Origin of the sequence: Pseudomonas sp. FP2309 (assembly GCF_030687575.1) — a bacterium.
Lineage (GTDB): Bacteria > Pseudomonadota > Gammaproteobacteria > Pseudomonadales > Pseudomonadaceae > Aquipseudomonas.
In genome coordinates this window covers 5,566,363-5,581,326 of the sequence record NZ_CP117439.1, presented here as the reverse complement: position 1 = coordinate 5,581,326, position 14,964 = coordinate 5,566,363, and the positions used below count along the sequence as shown (strand labels likewise).

Here is a 14,964-nt window from a genome sequence, read left to right as displayed (position 1 = left end):
CGCCGGATCACGACGTGGTCGGCTCCAGTTTCAAACATTCGGCCTGCAGCAGTGGGTCAGTGAGCTTGCGCAGGTGGTTGTCCCAGGGCGTACGCGTGGACAGCGCTTGCCTGGTCTCGTCGGAGAACTGCTGCAAGTGTTGCTCGGCGATTTTCAGGTGTGCAGCGCTAAACCGCGAGGCCGGCGTGGTGAGCGTCGGATAGTGAAAATGCGCGAGCCATAAGGGTTGATCATGGTTGGCCGTGTCGAGAATCTGGTACTCCTGGAAATAGTCCTGGTATTGGCGGGTCTTGATCCGACCGACAGCGTTGCGCACCAGCCGAACCTGGCCGTGCTCGAGCAACCATTGAAAATCCGCCTGACGCGGCTTGCGCGCCTTGAGCAGCTTGGCGCGCAGGGCGATGCCCGCGCGGCGCATACGGGTGGCGCCGTCACGCAATTCAGTCGGCAATAACGCGATCGGCAGCCGCTTGTTTTGCCGTTGAGCGTCGGCGTCCAGTCGGTCGATGATGTCGGCGGCTTGCTCCAGTCGCGTGGCTTGCTGCTCCAGAATGTCCTGCATGTCCGCCGGAACCCGCTTGGGCCTCAGCGCGTCCTGCTGAGTTCGCTGGATAAACCCATTAATGTCCATGCTCAGCTCGAGCGCCACGCCCACTGCCTCGGTGTAGTCATTGCCGGGTATCACTGGGCGCGCGGTTCGCGGCTGGATCACGCCCAAGGGTTCCTGCACGGGGACGTCGCTGGGCTTGACCGGCAAGTCGCGCGGTCGGGTTTTGCTGATGCTGATCCTGGGGCGTGACCGCGACGGCCCCGCCACCCCTGGTTTTTCGGCTTTGCTGATCGGTTGCTCGGTTTCAGCCAGCAACTGCGTGAGTGTCGTCTGCGCCAAACCCTGGAACTCGCCCACCAGGGTTTTGAGGTGCAGCAGTTGGTCGGGGACGACCAGTTCGGGAAAATCTCCAGGCAGCTCATCGATACGCTGACTGACGCTGACGTACTCATCGACGATAGTGAGCAAGCGCTCGCCACGTTCTTCGGGGGCCGTCCGTACCGGGGTTTCACGCACCATCAACGCCAATTCCTTGCTGACCTGCGCCGCGCGTTCCACCACAAAACCCACGGCGTCCCGTGCCTTTTCCATGTCGGCTGCGGCTTGTTCCTGCACACAGAACTCGAACATCGTCGATATCTCGTTGGTCTTGAAATCCCACTGAGTGAAGCGCGGTCCCAGGGCGCTCAACCGCTCGGCCGCAATGATGCCTGCCGCACCCACTGCCGGGAGAAGCTCAAGTGACTGGCTCAAGCCTGAGAGCCGGGGCGTTATGGTGTTGCCCAGTTCGGTCATGCGCGTGATGTCGGCCAGCAGCGCCGGCCGCTCCACCGATTCGTCATTCAGGCTGAGCCTGACCTGATTCATGGCCGCTACATAGCGATTGCGCTGGACTGCCAGCCACAGGTTGAGGTGCTTGTGGTGTTCGGCGCTCAGGCGGAACAGTTCCTGGGCATAGCCCAACGTCCCGCCGGCTTCGCGCCATGCCTGCAATTGACTCAGCGATTGCTGGTAAAGCGTCGTCAGTACATCGAGCTGGTCCATGTAGCGGTGTTCGGATGAGGGGTCTTGTCCGGAGGTGAATTGCTCGCGTGCGCTGTTTAACACCTGCTGCGCGGCGGCTTCCTGTTCGCGCAGGGTCTTGAGTTGGTCTTCCAGCACCTGTCGACGTTGCGTCTTGGCCAAGCGTGACGCCCGCAGTTGGCTTTTCAGGCTACGGCCACTGCCCAGCAAACGCAGTTCGGTATTGATATGCCACGCCTGGTTGTCGTGGTGAACCAGCCGCGGGCCGCTGCGTGCCGGGTGTTGAGGGTTGCGGATCAGGATATGTTCATCGGCGTCCTCTAGCACCTCGAACCAGCGCTGCCCGACCTGGGCGAAGGCTTTATCGTGCAACTGATACAGCGGCGGAATGTTCGACGAGGCGACGGCGCTGAGTTGCGGATCGTCCAGCGTCGGTGGCGTGACTTTCAGGGTGTCGAGGAAACGTTCGAGTTGCTCGGGCGTACGCCGCGGCACCGAGCCGTCGATGGCGATGGTCGCGTACTCACTGTGAGGCAGCGAGCCTGCTGCGCTAACGGTGGACAACACCGTCAGCGCAGGCTTGGCGGGTGGCGGGGCGGGTTCGAGGGCGATGAGCGTCTCGGTGGAGGTCCCGGTCTGGCGGCGCTGGTTGGCGTGATGAATCAGGAGCATCGACAGGGCCATCAGCACATCCCCCACCCGCGTCCATTCCACCAGCGTATTGCCGTGCTGGTGGGCGTCGAGGCCCTGCTGGATTTCATTGATGGTTTGCCAGACCCAGACCGCCGCGCCGGCATAGCCATTCAAAAAACCGGACGCGGCATTAAAAACCGCCCATCCGCTGTCTTCGAGCAGCGCCCAGCGTCGCTCGGCATTCGACAGCGATTGGCGGTCCGCCAGTTCGATCATGGCTTGGGTATTGGCGTCATAGAAGGCGGCGAATACATCGCCGGTCAGTTCCGTGGTCAACAGATACACCGGCCCCGACCACTCCAACAGGTTCAACGGCTCCGACAGGTTTTGCACGGCCAGCCACGGAGACGGCAAGCCGACCGGGAAGACGTATTGAGAGTAGTTGAAGCTCAAGGCTCTGTTCGGTAGCCAGGCGAGGACAGAGTCGCGCAGCTCGCCAGGCTGATGCAGGGCATACAGCAGGTTCTGGAACGATTGGAACTGCAACAGCGGCCGTTCCATCAGGGGGCGGTAGAGCAGGCATGGGCCGTCATCCGGGCTCCTTGGGCCAATCACGAACATATTGAGCACGCTGTCGTTGGCGCTGCTCATGCGGTGTTGGGGGTACAGCGTCAACGGTCTGACCACAATGGGGCGTCGACTGTCCTGGCTGGGATGCAGCAGCTTATTGATATAGCCGTAGCCCTGTTCATCGACATCGCCCAGTTGCCGGACTTTGCATTCCAGCGCCAGCAATGGGAGCAGCGAGCGCAACTGGCGCTGGTACATCTGCTTTTGCAGCGGGGCCTGAACCGGGTCATCGAGCAGTTTGCTTTTGATCAGCCTGGGGTAAGCCTCACCGATGTTCACCTGCTCGGCGATGCCCGTCAGGTACTGCGGCGTCAGCCAGTCGGGAACGCTTTGGCCGTGCGTGAAGTGGATGCTGGCCAGGTATGCAGGCGAGTTGCTCAAGGCGTATTCACCCAGGGTCTGGGTGTGGCGATCAAGGGGGTTGGGCAGCACAAATACGCCCACGGTAAAGCTCTCGGTGCGGGTAATGCGCAGGGTATCGAGTGCCAGGGTGTCGGCGCCGTGCGTGGCTTTGTCGGCAATGATCGCCTCGCACATTTTCTGTTGCGCAAAGGCATTGATCGATGGGATTTCGAACAGATCGCCGTGTGCCGTGTTGCGCAGCACGCTCAGGTCGATCAAGTGACTGCTGTAGGCGTTCAAGTCCTGCACAGAAGCCTCGCGCAACCAGTCCGGAATCGCGGCGCGCAGCTTGTTGGTGCGTGCTTGCTCGACGGTATGGGCGGCACTTGTCCGCGACGGATCGACGCTGAGGGCGGCCTGCGCCGCTTCGGCGAGATCGAGGGTCTCGATGGTCCGCAATTGCAGGTCGACCAGCGCCCATGCCATGTGATCGAAAAAGTTACCCTCGGGCTCAACCAGGCGCCAGGCCAGCGGTTGCGACATCTGCGTGGGCGAAAGCCGCTGCAGGATTTGCTCACTCAAGGCCTGCATGGAATCGAAGGCTTCATAACCGTACTCAACGGTGTACATCAGCAGCACGTCGCGCTCGCGATAACGCCCCGTCAGCACCGCCGCACCGATCAGCAACAGGTGTGTGGGTTGCACCTGACCGGATTGATCGATATCGATCAGGCACACCTTTATGCCGGCCATCTCGGGGTGGTGGATATCACGCTGCTGTTTGTCTGGCCAGGCCCCGACGGCTTGGGCAATCGCGCAGGCATCCGCGTTCCAGTCGCCGAACGGCTCGACATGCATGGCCCGTCTCAGGCCGTCGGACAGCTCATGCCAATGCGGGGTGCCGAGGCTGCTTGCGTTCCAGAACGCCAACTGCTGCTCTTTGAATTCAACGCTGAACACACCGGCCAGATCGTTGAGCAAGTCAGCCACCCGCTCAATGCTGACATCCAAGTGCACCGGCGTTTGCGACAAGGGCGCACGGGCCAGAAAGTGCTCGCCTTCGACGTAGTTGGCCTGGGTTTTTTCCAGAAATTGGCGCAGCAGTGCCTGGGTCAGGGGCTCGTAGGCCATGTCCTGACAAAACAACTCATCCTCGACAAAGGTCCAGATCGGGGTCACCGCCAACGTGGTATCGGGATTGAGGTCCAGATTCGGGTACAGCGCCTTGAGCTCCCGGGTCAACAACCCCCAGGCAACCTCCTGAATACTCGGCCCGCGGCTGCCCAGGGCTTTGAGCAGGGTTTGCTGGCGCAGGGCGGCGGAGGATGTGGCGATGGTCGAGGGAGAGGGGCGTACGCTCATGGTCGTTCCTGGCAATGATAGGCGCCAGCGGGCGGCACCTTTGCGAGGGAAACTAACCAGGCGGTGGATACATCGGGTGGTGATTAGATAGCGCCGTGCAGGGGTTGGCAGGGTATAGGCCCGCACGGCGCCGGGGTTCAGGTTCCGGACTTGATCTTGGTCCAGGCCCGGGTTCGAGCGCGTTCGGCCTTGGCGTCCAGTGGCTTCAAGGTATACAGCGTGGCCATGGCCGCTTCGGTCGGGTACAGGTTGGGGTTGTTGCGAATGGCCGGATCAACCTGCGCGGTGGCGTCTTTGTTCGGGTTGGGGTAACCGACGAAATCGCTGATCGGCGCAATCACCTGGGGTTGCAGCAGGTAATTGATAAAGGCGTAGGCGTCCTGCGGGTTTTTCGCGCCCTTGGGAATGGCGAGCATGTCGAACCAGATCGGCGCGCCTTCTTTTGGCAGGCGCATGTCCACGGTCACGCCGTTCTTGGCGTCCCTGGCGCGGTTGGCGGCCTGGGAGAAGCTGCCGGAGTAACCCACCGCCACGCAAATGTCGCCGTTGGCGATGTCGGCCATGTATTTGGAGGAGTGGAAGTACGTGATGTAGGGCCGGATCTTGAGCAGCAACGCTTCAGCTTTTTCATAGTCCTTGGGGTTGTTGCTGTTGGGGTCCAGGCCCAGGTACTGCAGGGCCAGCGGCAGGATTTCCGAGGGCGAATCGAGCAGGGCCACCCCGCATTGCTTGAGCTTGCTGAGGTTTTCCGGCTTGAAGATCAGGTCCCAGCTGTCCACTGGCGCATTGTCGCCGAGTGCGGCCTTGACCTTGTCCGGGTTGAACCCGATCAGGATGGTGCCGTACATGTAGGGCACGGCGAACCGGTTACCGGGGTCATTGGCCTCGATCAGCTTCATCAGCTTAGGGTCCAGGTGGTTCCAGTTCGGCAACTGGCTGCGGTCCAGGGGTTGGAACACGCCGGCCTCGATCTGCTTGGCCAGAAACACGTTGGAGGGCACCACCACGTCGTAGCCCGAGTTACCGGTCAACAGCTTGGCTTCGAGGGCCTCGTTGGTATCGAAGATGTCGTAGACCAGTTTGGTCTGCGGGTTCTGGGCCTTGAAGTCCTCCAGGGCCTTGGGCGTGATGTAGTCGAACCAGTTGTAGACCCGCAGGGTTTTTTCTTCGGCATGGGCCGCGCCGCCGAGAACGGCTGCACACAGGACGAGCGACTTGAGCATGTTCATGGGGCGTCTCCCTCAAAACCTTCGAGCACGTTGACGGCATTGATGCCGATTTCTGCCACGGCGTAGCCGCCTTCCATCACAAACAGCGTCGGCTTACCCAGGCGCGCGATGCGGGCACCCATCGCCAGATAGTCCGGGCTGTCGAGTTTGAACTGCGAAATGGGGTCGTCCTTGAACGTGTCCACACCCAGAGAGACGACGATGACGTCGGCGTCATAACCCTCGATTTGCCCGCAGGCCTGCTCCAGCGCCGCGCTCCAGCTTTCCCAGCCTGAGCCTGCGGGCAATGGATAGTTGAAGTTGAACCCCTCTCCGGCGCCTTCGCCCAGCTCATCGGCGTAGCCCAGGAAAAACGGAAACTCCGCTGCGGGATCGCCGTGGATCGAGGCAAAGAGCACGTCGCTGCGCTGATAGAAGATCGACTGGGTGCCATTACCGTGGTGGTAATCCACGTCCAGGATAGCCACCCGTTTATGGCCCTGATCGAGAAACGCCTGCGCAGCGATGGCGGCATTGTTGAGGTAGCAATAACCCCCCATCAAATCGCTGGCTGCGTGATGTCCCGGTGGCCGACACAAGGCGAAGGCCGCGCGCTCGCCTTGCGTGATTGCCTGTTGCGCGGTCAGCGCAACCTGGGCCGCGCTGTACGCCGCTTGCCAGGTGCCGGCGGTGATCGGGGCGCCGCCGTCGAAGCTGTAATAGCCCAATTGTCCGTGCAGGCTGCGGGGTATCACTTGGCGCAAGGTGCGGGCGGGCCAGGTGTAGGGCAGCAGGTCACCGTCCTGTCCGAAGGTGGTCCAGCGTTCCCAGGCGCCTTGGAAGAACGCCAGGTAGTCTTTGTCGTGAACGCGTTGCAACGGCGCCATGCCGAAGTCCTCCGGAGCCTGCACCACGCCCAGTTGGCGGTCCTTTACGCGCTGCAGAACGTGGTCGGCACGCGACGGCATTTCAAAGCACGGCATCAGTTGCCCGTCCATCAACTCGCATCGGCCGTGGTGCAGATGATGATCATCGGAATAGATCGTCAGCATTTTGTTGTTCTCAAGGCTAGTCGTCCCCCAGTGTTGCGGTACGGGCGCGGCAAGAGAACGGCAGGAGCGGCCAAAAGGGGATAAATAAGGCCAAAGAGTGTGACCGCTATTCGCCCCTTTATAGAGCGTCAGGGCCGGAACTGGCTGGGCGCCACCCCGCTCCAGCGCACAAAGGCGTGGCGGAAACTCGCGGTTTCGCTGAAACCCAATTGCTCGGCGATGCGGTGGATGGGCAGTCGATCCTGTGCCAGCCACTGTTTGGCCTGTTCGAAGCGCAACTCATCGAGCAATTCCTGATAGCTGCAACCCAGGCTCTGCAGGTGGCGGCGCAGGGTACGCGGCGAGCAGTTCATCTGCCCGGCCAGGCCATCGAGCCCCGGCGCCGCATGCAATTGCGCGACGAGCAACTGGCGCACGCGATTGAGCCAAGCCTGGCGCCCGGTGAATTCGGTGTTCAGCTTGCGACAACGCTCGGCCATGGCGCGGTGGGTAATGGCGTCGGCCAAGGGTAGCGGTTGTTGCAGCCAGTGTGCGTCGAAGGCAAAGGCGTTGGATGGCGCGTCGAACTGCAACGGGCAGTCGAACTGCTCGGCATAGCGCCTCTGGTAGTCCGGAGCGGGGTAGGCAAATTGTGCTCCCGACAGCGGCAGAGGGTGGCCCAGCAAGTCTTCGCAGATGACCTTCAGCGATACCAGGCAAAACTCGACGTTGAACTGCGCCAGCGCCGGCGCCTCTCGATAGTCGCCGGCGGTGAACCAGATGCATGGCCCGTCCTCTTCAAGGCTCAGTTCGAACAGTGTTCCCAACAGCGCCGGGTAGCGCAGGGCCAAACGCAGAGCGTCACCGAAAGTGGCACTGGTGAGCAGCGCATAGCCGAGCAACCCGTAGGACGACACATGCATGCGCTGGCCCACGTCCAGGCCGATGTCCCGGCGCAGGGCCACGGCATTGGCACAGACCTGCATCTCCTGGTGAGTGGTGATACAGGTGTCGGCGTGGTGCAGATCCCGTGCATCTATGCCGCTGCCGGCCAGCAATGCGTCGGATGCAAGACCCTGGGCCTCGAAGGTCGCCAGCAACAGGGATACGGCATTCAGGGTGGTCAGATGTGAGTGCAGCATGGGAGCTTCCAGCCAGGCAATGGCTGGAAGTGGAGCAAGTTATATGCCCAGTGGTGCAGTTGAGCCTTGCATCGGGCGCCCGGTGGCCGGGTCGAGAAGTTTGGCCTTGGCCAGTTGGCTGATCAGTGCTTCGCTGGGCTGTTCGGGAGCGATGTTGGCTCGATGGGCTTCCAGCCATTGGAGTTTGCCGTCCCACGCCGGGAGTTTGGCGGGGGGCAGTGGGACGATTTCATTGATCTCGGGAACGGTGGGTTTGGCATAGGAGTAGCCGGAGAGTATGTCGCCGATTTTTTTATAACGGTCAGCGCGTTCGAGGTCTTCTTGCTGGCCGAGGTAGTAGAGCTCATTGGACGGCGGCGGGTTTCGGAAGCCATTTTCTATGAAGGAAGCGGAGGAGGTATTACCTGCGAGAACGCCTAGTTGGAATGCCTCAAGTGCCTTCTGATATTGCGCGTCGCCTTTAAGGTCGAGACCAAGGTCAGTCGCAGCACTGCCATTTCCTTGTGTCGCGGCACAGTGGCGCATTTGTCGAGCAACATCAGGTGCGATGTCGATAGGGGCAAGCTTGTCGCTCACGTAAGCTTGCGCTTGAGCGTTGCCTTGATCGGCAGCTTTGCGAAAGTAGCGCAACGACATGGCTCCATCCTGCTTCAATCCTGCCCCTCCCTGCTGTAGGAATATTGCAATGAAGTAATAACCTGTCGCCACGCCGGCCTCGATCAACTGCTGACTCATCCGCAAGTATTCAGCACCGCGAAGCTTGAAGCGGCCACGCATTGAACCGTTCTGCAGATTGATATTGGCTTTGTAATGGCCGTTTTCGCTGGCGATGCGATACAGGCGTTCAATCTCTAAATCGACTTTCTTGTCCGGTATAAGCAGATTGTTCTGTTGCAGCCAGCGAGCGTACTTAAACAGGACATCGACGTCGGCAGCAGCCGTCGGAATCTTTTCATGTACGCAAGTGAAAGCCAGCTCGGCTTTGATCTCCATCAGCGGGTTCAAGTGCATATCGTTGTTTGACGTGGAAAGAGAGTTAACTGTGCCGCAAGCTGCCATTAACAGGCAGGGCAGTAATAAAAGTCTGCGCATTAGTCGAGGTCCGTAACTTGGAGTGGATATACACGGGCATCCAGGCTGGTCAAGTGTGAGTGCAGCGTGGGAGCTTCCAGCCAGGGAATGGCTGGAAGTGGCGCGAGTTATATGCCCAGTGGTGCGGTTGAGCCCGGTGCAGGGTCTGGGTGGCAGAGGTATTAGGCATCTCCAAATAACTTCCACTTCACCTCTTCTTCACGAACCGTGATTTTGTCGGGGAGCAGAAAGCGAATATTGCGGGTTGCCATCATTCGCGTTGGCATTATTTCACCCTGCTCAAATCGGCTGAGGGACTCACCTTCTGCGACCGAGTAGATCCTGGGGATGACCCCGGCGACCTGCCAATACCCGGTTTGTGGGCAGGCTTGGCCGCTGTAGCACGTTTGCATGGGATAAATGGCCTGAATAAAACCGGGTGAACCCGGCATCGGGCGCCCGGTGGCCGGGTCGAGAAGTTTGGCCTTGGCCAGTTGGCTGATCAGTGCTTCGCTGGGCTGTTCGGGAGCGATATTGGCTCGATGGGCCTCCAGCCATTGGAGTTTGCCGTCCCACGCCGGGAGTTTGGCGGGGGGCAGCGGGACGATTTCATTGATCTCGGGAACGGTGGGTTTGGCATAGGAGTAGCCGGAGAGTATGTCGCCGATTTTTTTATAACGGTCAGCGCGTTCGAGGTCTTCTTGCTGGCCGAGGTAATGGAGTTCATTGGAGGGAGGCGGGTTGCGAAAACCTTTACTCAAAAAAGAAGCCGAAGTGCTGTCACCAGCAGCTACGCCCAATTGGAGCGCTTCAAGTGCAGCCTGAAAATCGCGATCTATAGAAAAATCAACACCTAACGCTCCCGCCGCATCACCATTGCCTTGTTCTGCAGCACACTGTCGCATCTGTCGAGCGACATGCGGAGCAATATCGATAGGGGCGAGCCTTTCACTTACATAGCGCTGTGACTGGGCGCTCCCATAGTCTGCGGCTTTGCGAAAGTAACGCAGCGACATTTGCTCATCCTGCTTCAATCCAGCTCCGCCTTGCTGAAGAAAAATGGCGATGAAGTAGTATCCTGTCGCGACTTCTGCCTCGATTAACTGTTGGCTCATCCGCAAGTATTCAGCACCGCGAAGCTTGAAGCGGCCACGCATTGAACCGTTCTGCAGATTGATATTGGCTTTGTAATGGCCGTTTTCGCTGGCGATGCGATACAGGCGTTCTATCTGCGCATCGACAGTCTTGTCCTGTTTGAGCAGGTTGTTCTTTTGCAACCACCGTGCGTACTGGAACAGTACGTCGACGTCGGCAGCCGCCGTCGGAATCTTTTCATGTACGCAAGTAAAAGCCAGGTCTGCTTTGATCTCGGTCAGCGGGTTCAAGTGCCTATCCTTTTTTGAAGTTGAAAGAGCGCTTCCAGTGCTGCAAGCAGCCATCAACAGGCAGGGCAGTAATAAAAATCTGCGCATTAGTCGAGGTCCGATAGTTTGGCTTCACCGTAAAAAAATTCGACGAGTGGAGCATAAGGCCTCAGTTTTTTTTGGCGTAACTCTTTGTTCCTGCGGGTGATTTCTTGCCAGCTTTCGAACGCACTGTTTGCCTCATCCTGCACACCCATCCCCGCCGTATGCAGCCCCCAAAGCCTGCGTCTTAACGCCTGCGTCACACTCATCCACTCATGCGCAATATTCAGCTCGCTATCCACCTGCATGCTTCGTGTATTGATATTCGCCGAGCCATGGGTGGTGAACACGTCATTGACGATCATCAACTTGGAGTGGATATACACGGGCACCCAATCGTGGCCTGGCGAGTCGGGTGCGACCAGCGAACACACGTGAACTTTAAGCCCCGGTAGTTCGTCCGGACGAAGTACGGTTTCCTTGATGTGTTTAATCTTGCGATCCAAGTCCGCTTGCCATTCGCTCAGTTCTTTCTGTCCAACATGGTCCCGTGGCTCGGGCGTTGGCCTGGGTGGGTAGTCCCGATTGGCATCGGCGATCAGTCGCAGCTTTGTTACCTCGGGAATGATCTCCCTGCGCCCCAGGCACTCCAGCATGCGCTGGGTGTTCAGCGTGCCCGCGCCGATGCCGCCGTCGGTAGCGTTGGTAATCACGAACAGGTGCAAGCTGTCGTGCTCGCCGGGTTTGCGCCCGCCGCGGGTCTGGTCAGCCGCCGCCTTCTTGATGGCCTCGGCCAGGGGCGGCCAGCGGAAATATTGGTTTTCGATGTAGATAAACTGGGTCGCGTTGTTCACGGCATTTAAATACACCTGCTCAATATCGCGCTTGCCCTCTTGCGGCTGGGTACGTAGCACTTGAGCCATCTGCCGGGTGACGCCGGGGGCACATAGCAATCGTGGCCCGACTTCCATTGCCTTGCGCGAAACGAGCAAGTCTTCACCGGTCTCCTTGCGCCAGCCCTGTGCGAAGTTGTGATGAAGGTGTTCCAGAATCGGCCCGCTGATGCGGCAGGAAACGTCCTGGCGCGGTTCCCGGCCACGCGCACCCAGGTTGGGCGCAGGTTTAGTGTCTTCAGTACGGTTTTGTGCCGAATGCGCGTCGGTATCCCAGTACTCGTCAAGCATGTTATGACCCATGACAAAACCTACGGCCTTGTCAGGCATTTCATAGTCAACCAACACGCTTTTCTGGTGATGGGTTGCCGTACCTGTCAGCGTCATCAGGGTGCGTTTACTGATTCCGGGGTCGAGACTTTTGTACCGAGCCTGGTGGGCAATTTCCGCCCTTTCGTGCAGGCTGAAACCGCGACTGACAAATACTGGCCGTCCTACGGAGATCCGCTGCGCCGCTTGCCTGTCTGAGGCAGCACACTCGGCGAACCATCGGCGGTCGTACGCATATTGTTCCGTCGTAGCACTTTGCAGCGCTTGATCATGGAAACGCAGAGTACCCTTGCCGGGTAAATTGGCCTCCCCCGCGAAGCCTGCTGCATTGAACGGCATTTCCCAGCCCAACATGCGTACCTGCACACCTTGTCGGGCCTTGGTCTTGAGTAGTTCGCCGATGCTTGGGGCTTTGCCGTCGCGGATGAAATACATCGACGGCTGAAACCCCCAGCAAATAATGTCGACGCTTTTTGTCGCCTGCGCGATGGCTTCATGGACCGCACGAAAGGCTTCCTCGCCGTTGATCAACGGTTCATAAGTGGCGATTGCAGGAGGGTATTCAGTGTGCTGTACGTACCAAGGCGGTGTGCAGGTCGCCGTCTGGGTGTGCTTGAGACAGATTGGTACAACGATGTCGGGATGTTGCATCGGTTTACCCCTGAGCTATGCCAAGGCTCAGAGCGTAAAGAGTGGCTATCCGTATTGAATGTCGGAAGGTTCGTCATTTAACGACGGGCACTTCCCTAAAAACAAAGAGAGCTTCCAGCCAGCGCATGGCTGGAAGTGAGGCAAGGGGTATGCAGGTCAGCGCAGCTCCCCGCACAGGTCCAGTTCTACGAGGCGGCGCACCTCAGCCGTGTCGAGCCCGGCACCGATCAGGGCATTGAGCTTGCCGAATGCCGCTTCACGGGTCATGCCGCCACCCGACAGCACGCCGACGCCGCGCAGGCGACTGCCGGCCTCATAGACATCCAGCTCCACGCCGCCTTCATGGCATTGCGTGATGGCAACCACCACCACACCTTGATCCTGCGCGCGCTTGAGGCTGGCCAGGAACGCGGGGTTGTCGCTCGGCCCGGTGCCGCTGCCGAAGCATTCGAGCACCAGGGCCTGAATGCCGCTGTCTATCAGGCCGTCCAACTGCGCAGCGCCGATGCCCGGCACTAACGGCAGTACGCCGACGTTGGCCAGGCCTTTTTCCTGGCGATAGCCCAGCGCGTGGGGGATTGAATTGGCCTGTGCCGCGCCGCCATTGCGACGCAGCGCGGCAAACGGATGGCGACCGAAACTGCGGATTTTCGCGCAGCGTGTCGGCGCCATCAGCTCGCCGTGAAAATACAACTGCACGCCGGCCTCCAGGCCTTTGCCGAGGGCGACCAGCGCGCCGCTGACGTTTTCCCAGGCATCGCTGTCGGGTACGCCGGCCGGCAACATGGAACCGGTGAACAACACCGGTGCCGGCAGCCCCAGCAATTGGAAGCTCATGGCCGCCGCGCTGTAGGCCAGGGTGTCGGTGCCGTGCAGGATCAGCACGGCGTCGCAGCCCTCGTCCACCGCTTCAACCACCGCGGTGCGCAGACGCTGCCAGTACGCGGGGGTCATGTTGGCGCTGTCGATCAGCGGTGCCATTTCCCGGAAGCGCCAGGCGGGTACCGGCAGGTTGGCAAGCTGTTCGCGCATGCGCGCTTCGAAACCGGATGCGGGGGCCAGGCCGTTGGCGCTGGCCTGCATGCCGATGGTGCCGCCGGTGTAGAGCACCATCACGTTGTCAGCTGGTTGCATCGAAGAATCTCCTGAACGAAAAACGCCGCCGGGCCCAGAGCATGCCCAAGGCCGGGCGGCGTGTCATCTATCTATGTAGCTGCGCTCAGCGTTGCACTTGAGCGTTCAGTTGCGCCGAAGGCGCCGCGTCCGGTTTTACCGGGTTGGCCGGCCAGGCCTTGCGGTCCAGGTCCAGGTCAGGGAACTGGCTGGAATCGAACACGGGGGTCTTGATGCCCGCTGCGCGCTGGTTGTCGTAGTCGTTGAGGATGCGCATGGCGATCTTGAACAGGAACGCCAGGGCGAACAGGTTAACGAAGGCCAGCAGGGTCATGGTGATGTCGGCAAAGGCGAACACTGTGCTCAGGTTCTCGATGGAACCCCAGAAAATCAGCGCCAGTACCAGTGCGCGGTAGCCCATCAGCACTTTGCGGTTGTTGCCCACCAGGAAGCGCAGGTTGCTCTCGCCGAGGTAGTAGTTGTACATGATCGAAGTGAACACGAACAACGCCAGGGCCACCGAGATGAACATGCGGCCCCAGTCACCCACCACGGCCGCCAGGGAGTTTTGGGTCAGGGCAATGCCATCGCCTTCAAAACCTGGGGTGTAGAAACCCGAGAGCAGGATCAGCAGGGCCGTGCAGGTGCAGATCACGAAGGTGTCGAGGAACACGCTGAACGCCTGGACGACGCCCTGGGCGATCGGGTGTTCAACGGAAGCCACCGCTGCCACGTTAGGCGCACTGCCCAGACCGGCTTCGTTGGCGAACACGCCGCGCTTGACGCCCATGATGATCGCGCTGCCGACCAGGCCACCGAAGGCTTGGTCGAGACCGAACGCACTCTTGACGATGGTCGCGAGCATGGCCGGTACGTGGTCGAATTGCAGCACGATCACGTACAGGGTCACGGCGATGTACACCAGGGTCTTGACCGGTACCAGCAAGTCGGCGATGGAGGCGATGCGCTTGATCCCACCGATGAACACCAGGCCCAGCAAGGCCGCCAGGGCCAGGCCGGTGTAGGTGGTGTCGAGGCCGAAGGCGTTGTTCAGCGAGTGGGTCACGGCGTGGGCTTGCAGGCCGTTGAAGGCGAAGCCAAAGGTCACCAGCAGCAGGAACGCCATGACCATACCCAGCCAGCGTTTGTGCAAACCGTGCTGGATGTAATAGGCCGGGCCGCCACGGTAGGTGCCTTCGGCGTCGGTGCGCTTGTACAACTGACCGAGGGAGCACTCGATAAAGCTCGACGACATGCCCACCAGTGCGGTGACCCACATCCAGAACACGGCGCCAGGGCCACCCAGAGTCACGGCAATGCCGACACCGGCGATGTTACCGGCACCGACGCGCCCGGCCAGGCTGAGCATCAGCGCCTGGAACGAGCTGAGTTGACCGGCGCTGCTTTTGAGGCTGTCGCGAAACACCGAAAACATGTGGAAAAAGTGACGCAATTGAACGAAACGCGAGCGGATCGTGAAATAACCGCCGAGCCCGACAATGAGCACGATCAGTACTTTCCCTGAGAGGAAGTCGTTGATGACTTCGAGCATGGAGTGTTCCTCGCTGATTTTTCTAAT

General features: G+C 60.1%; 9 protein-coding genes. All 9 read right to left on the bottom strand.

The window, feature by feature from the left end:
• Positions 1 to 7 precede the first annotated feature (7 nt).
• The gene (locus tag PSH59_RS25800; protein WP_305393969.1) at positions 8 to 4,540 is read right to left on the bottom strand and encodes a hypothetical protein; all 4,533 of its coding nucleotides are present in this window, start codon (positions 4,538 to 4,540) and stop codon (positions 8 to 10) included.
• 137 nt (positions 4,541 to 4,677) lie between these two features.
• Positions 4,678 to 5,769: a polyamine ABC transporter substrate-binding protein gene (locus PSH59_RS25795; RefSeq protein ID WP_248081928.1), complete on the bottom strand. Its 1,092-nt coding sequence runs from the start codon at positions 5,767 to 5,769 to the stop codon at positions 4,678 to 4,680.
• Entirely contained in the window at positions 5,766 to 6,800 is a 1,035-nt protein-coding gene (locus PSH59_RS25790; protein ID WP_248081927.1) for a histone deacetylase family protein, read from the bottom strand. Before PSH59_RS25790 ends, PSH59_RS25795 begins: the two co-directional genes overlap by 4 nt.
• Before the next feature lie 128 nt (positions 6,801 to 6,928).
• The gene (locus tag PSH59_RS25785; RefSeq protein ID WP_248081926.1) at positions 6,929 to 7,921 is read right to left on the bottom strand and encodes an AraC family transcriptional regulator; all 993 of its coding nucleotides are present in this window, start codon (positions 7,919 to 7,921) and stop codon (positions 6,929 to 6,931) included.
• Positions 7,922 to 7,960: 39 nt separating this feature from the next.
• Entirely contained in the window at positions 7,961 to 9,013 is a 1,053-nt protein-coding gene (locus PSH59_RS25780) for a sel1 repeat family protein (RefSeq protein WP_305393968.1), read from the bottom strand.
• Positions 9,014 to 9,174: 161 nt separating this feature from the next.
• Positions 9,175 to 10,464: a DUF6396 domain-containing protein gene (locus PSH59_RS25775; RefSeq protein ID WP_305393967.1), complete on the bottom strand. Its 1,290-nt coding sequence runs from the start codon at positions 10,462 to 10,464 to the stop codon at positions 9,175 to 9,177.
• Positions 10,464 to 12,272 carry a phosphatidylserine/phosphatidylglycerophosphate/cardiolipin synthase family protein gene (locus PSH59_RS25770; protein WP_305393966.1) on the bottom strand — a complete coding sequence of 603 codons (1,809 nt, stop codon included), beginning with the start codon at positions 12,270 to 12,272 and terminating at the stop codon, positions 10,464 to 10,466. The genes PSH59_RS25775 and PSH59_RS25770 overlap by 1 nt, the downstream gene beginning before the upstream one ends.
• Before the next feature lie 156 nt (positions 12,273 to 12,428).
• A complete protein-coding gene (locus tag PSH59_RS25765; protein ID WP_305393965.1) occupies positions 12,429 to 13,406 on the bottom strand; it encodes an asparaginase in 978 nt (325 codons plus the stop codon).
• A gap of 85 nt (positions 13,407 to 13,491) precedes the next feature.
• The gene (locus tag PSH59_RS25760; protein WP_305393964.1) at positions 13,492 to 14,937 is read right to left on the bottom strand and encodes a sodium:alanine symporter family protein; all 1,446 of its coding nucleotides are present in this window, start codon (positions 14,935 to 14,937) and stop codon (positions 13,492 to 13,494) included.
• Positions 14,938 to 14,964: the final 27 nt, after the last annotated feature.

Bases quoted from the DNA above. Each gene is read 5' to 3' on its own strand.
- PSH59_RS25800 (WP_305393969.1), bottom strand. From the start codon at position 4,540: ATGAGCGTACGCCCCTCTCCCTCGACCATCGCCACATCCTCCGCCGCC.
- PSH59_RS25795 (WP_248081928.1), bottom strand. From the start codon at position 5,769: ATGAACATGCTCAAGTCGCTCGTCCTGTGTGCAGCCGTTCTCGGCGGC.
- PSH59_RS25790 (WP_248081927.1), bottom strand. From the start codon at position 6,800: ATGCTGACGATCTATTCCGATGATCATCATCTGCACCACGGCCGATGC.
- PSH59_RS25785 (WP_248081926.1), bottom strand. From the start codon at position 7,921: ATGCTGCACTCACATCTGACCACCCTGAATGCCGTATCCCTGTTGCTG.
- PSH59_RS25780 (WP_305393968.1), bottom strand. From the start codon at position 9,013: ATGCGCAGACTTTTATTACTGCCCTGCCTGTTAATGGCAGCTTGCGGC.
- PSH59_RS25775 (WP_305393967.1), bottom strand. From the start codon at position 10,464: ATGCGCAGATTTTTATTACTGCCCTGCCTGTTGATGGCTGCTTGCAGC.
- PSH59_RS25770 (WP_305393966.1), bottom strand. From the start codon at position 12,272: ATGCAACATCCCGACATCGTTGTACCAATCTGTCTCAAGCACACCCAG.
- PSH59_RS25765 (WP_305393965.1), bottom strand. From the start codon at position 13,406: ATGCAACCAGCTGACAACGTGATGGTGCTCTACACCGGCGGCACCATC.
- PSH59_RS25760 (WP_305393964.1), bottom strand. From the start codon at position 14,937: ATGCTCGAAGTCATCAACGACTTCCTCTCAGGGAAAGTACTGATCGTG.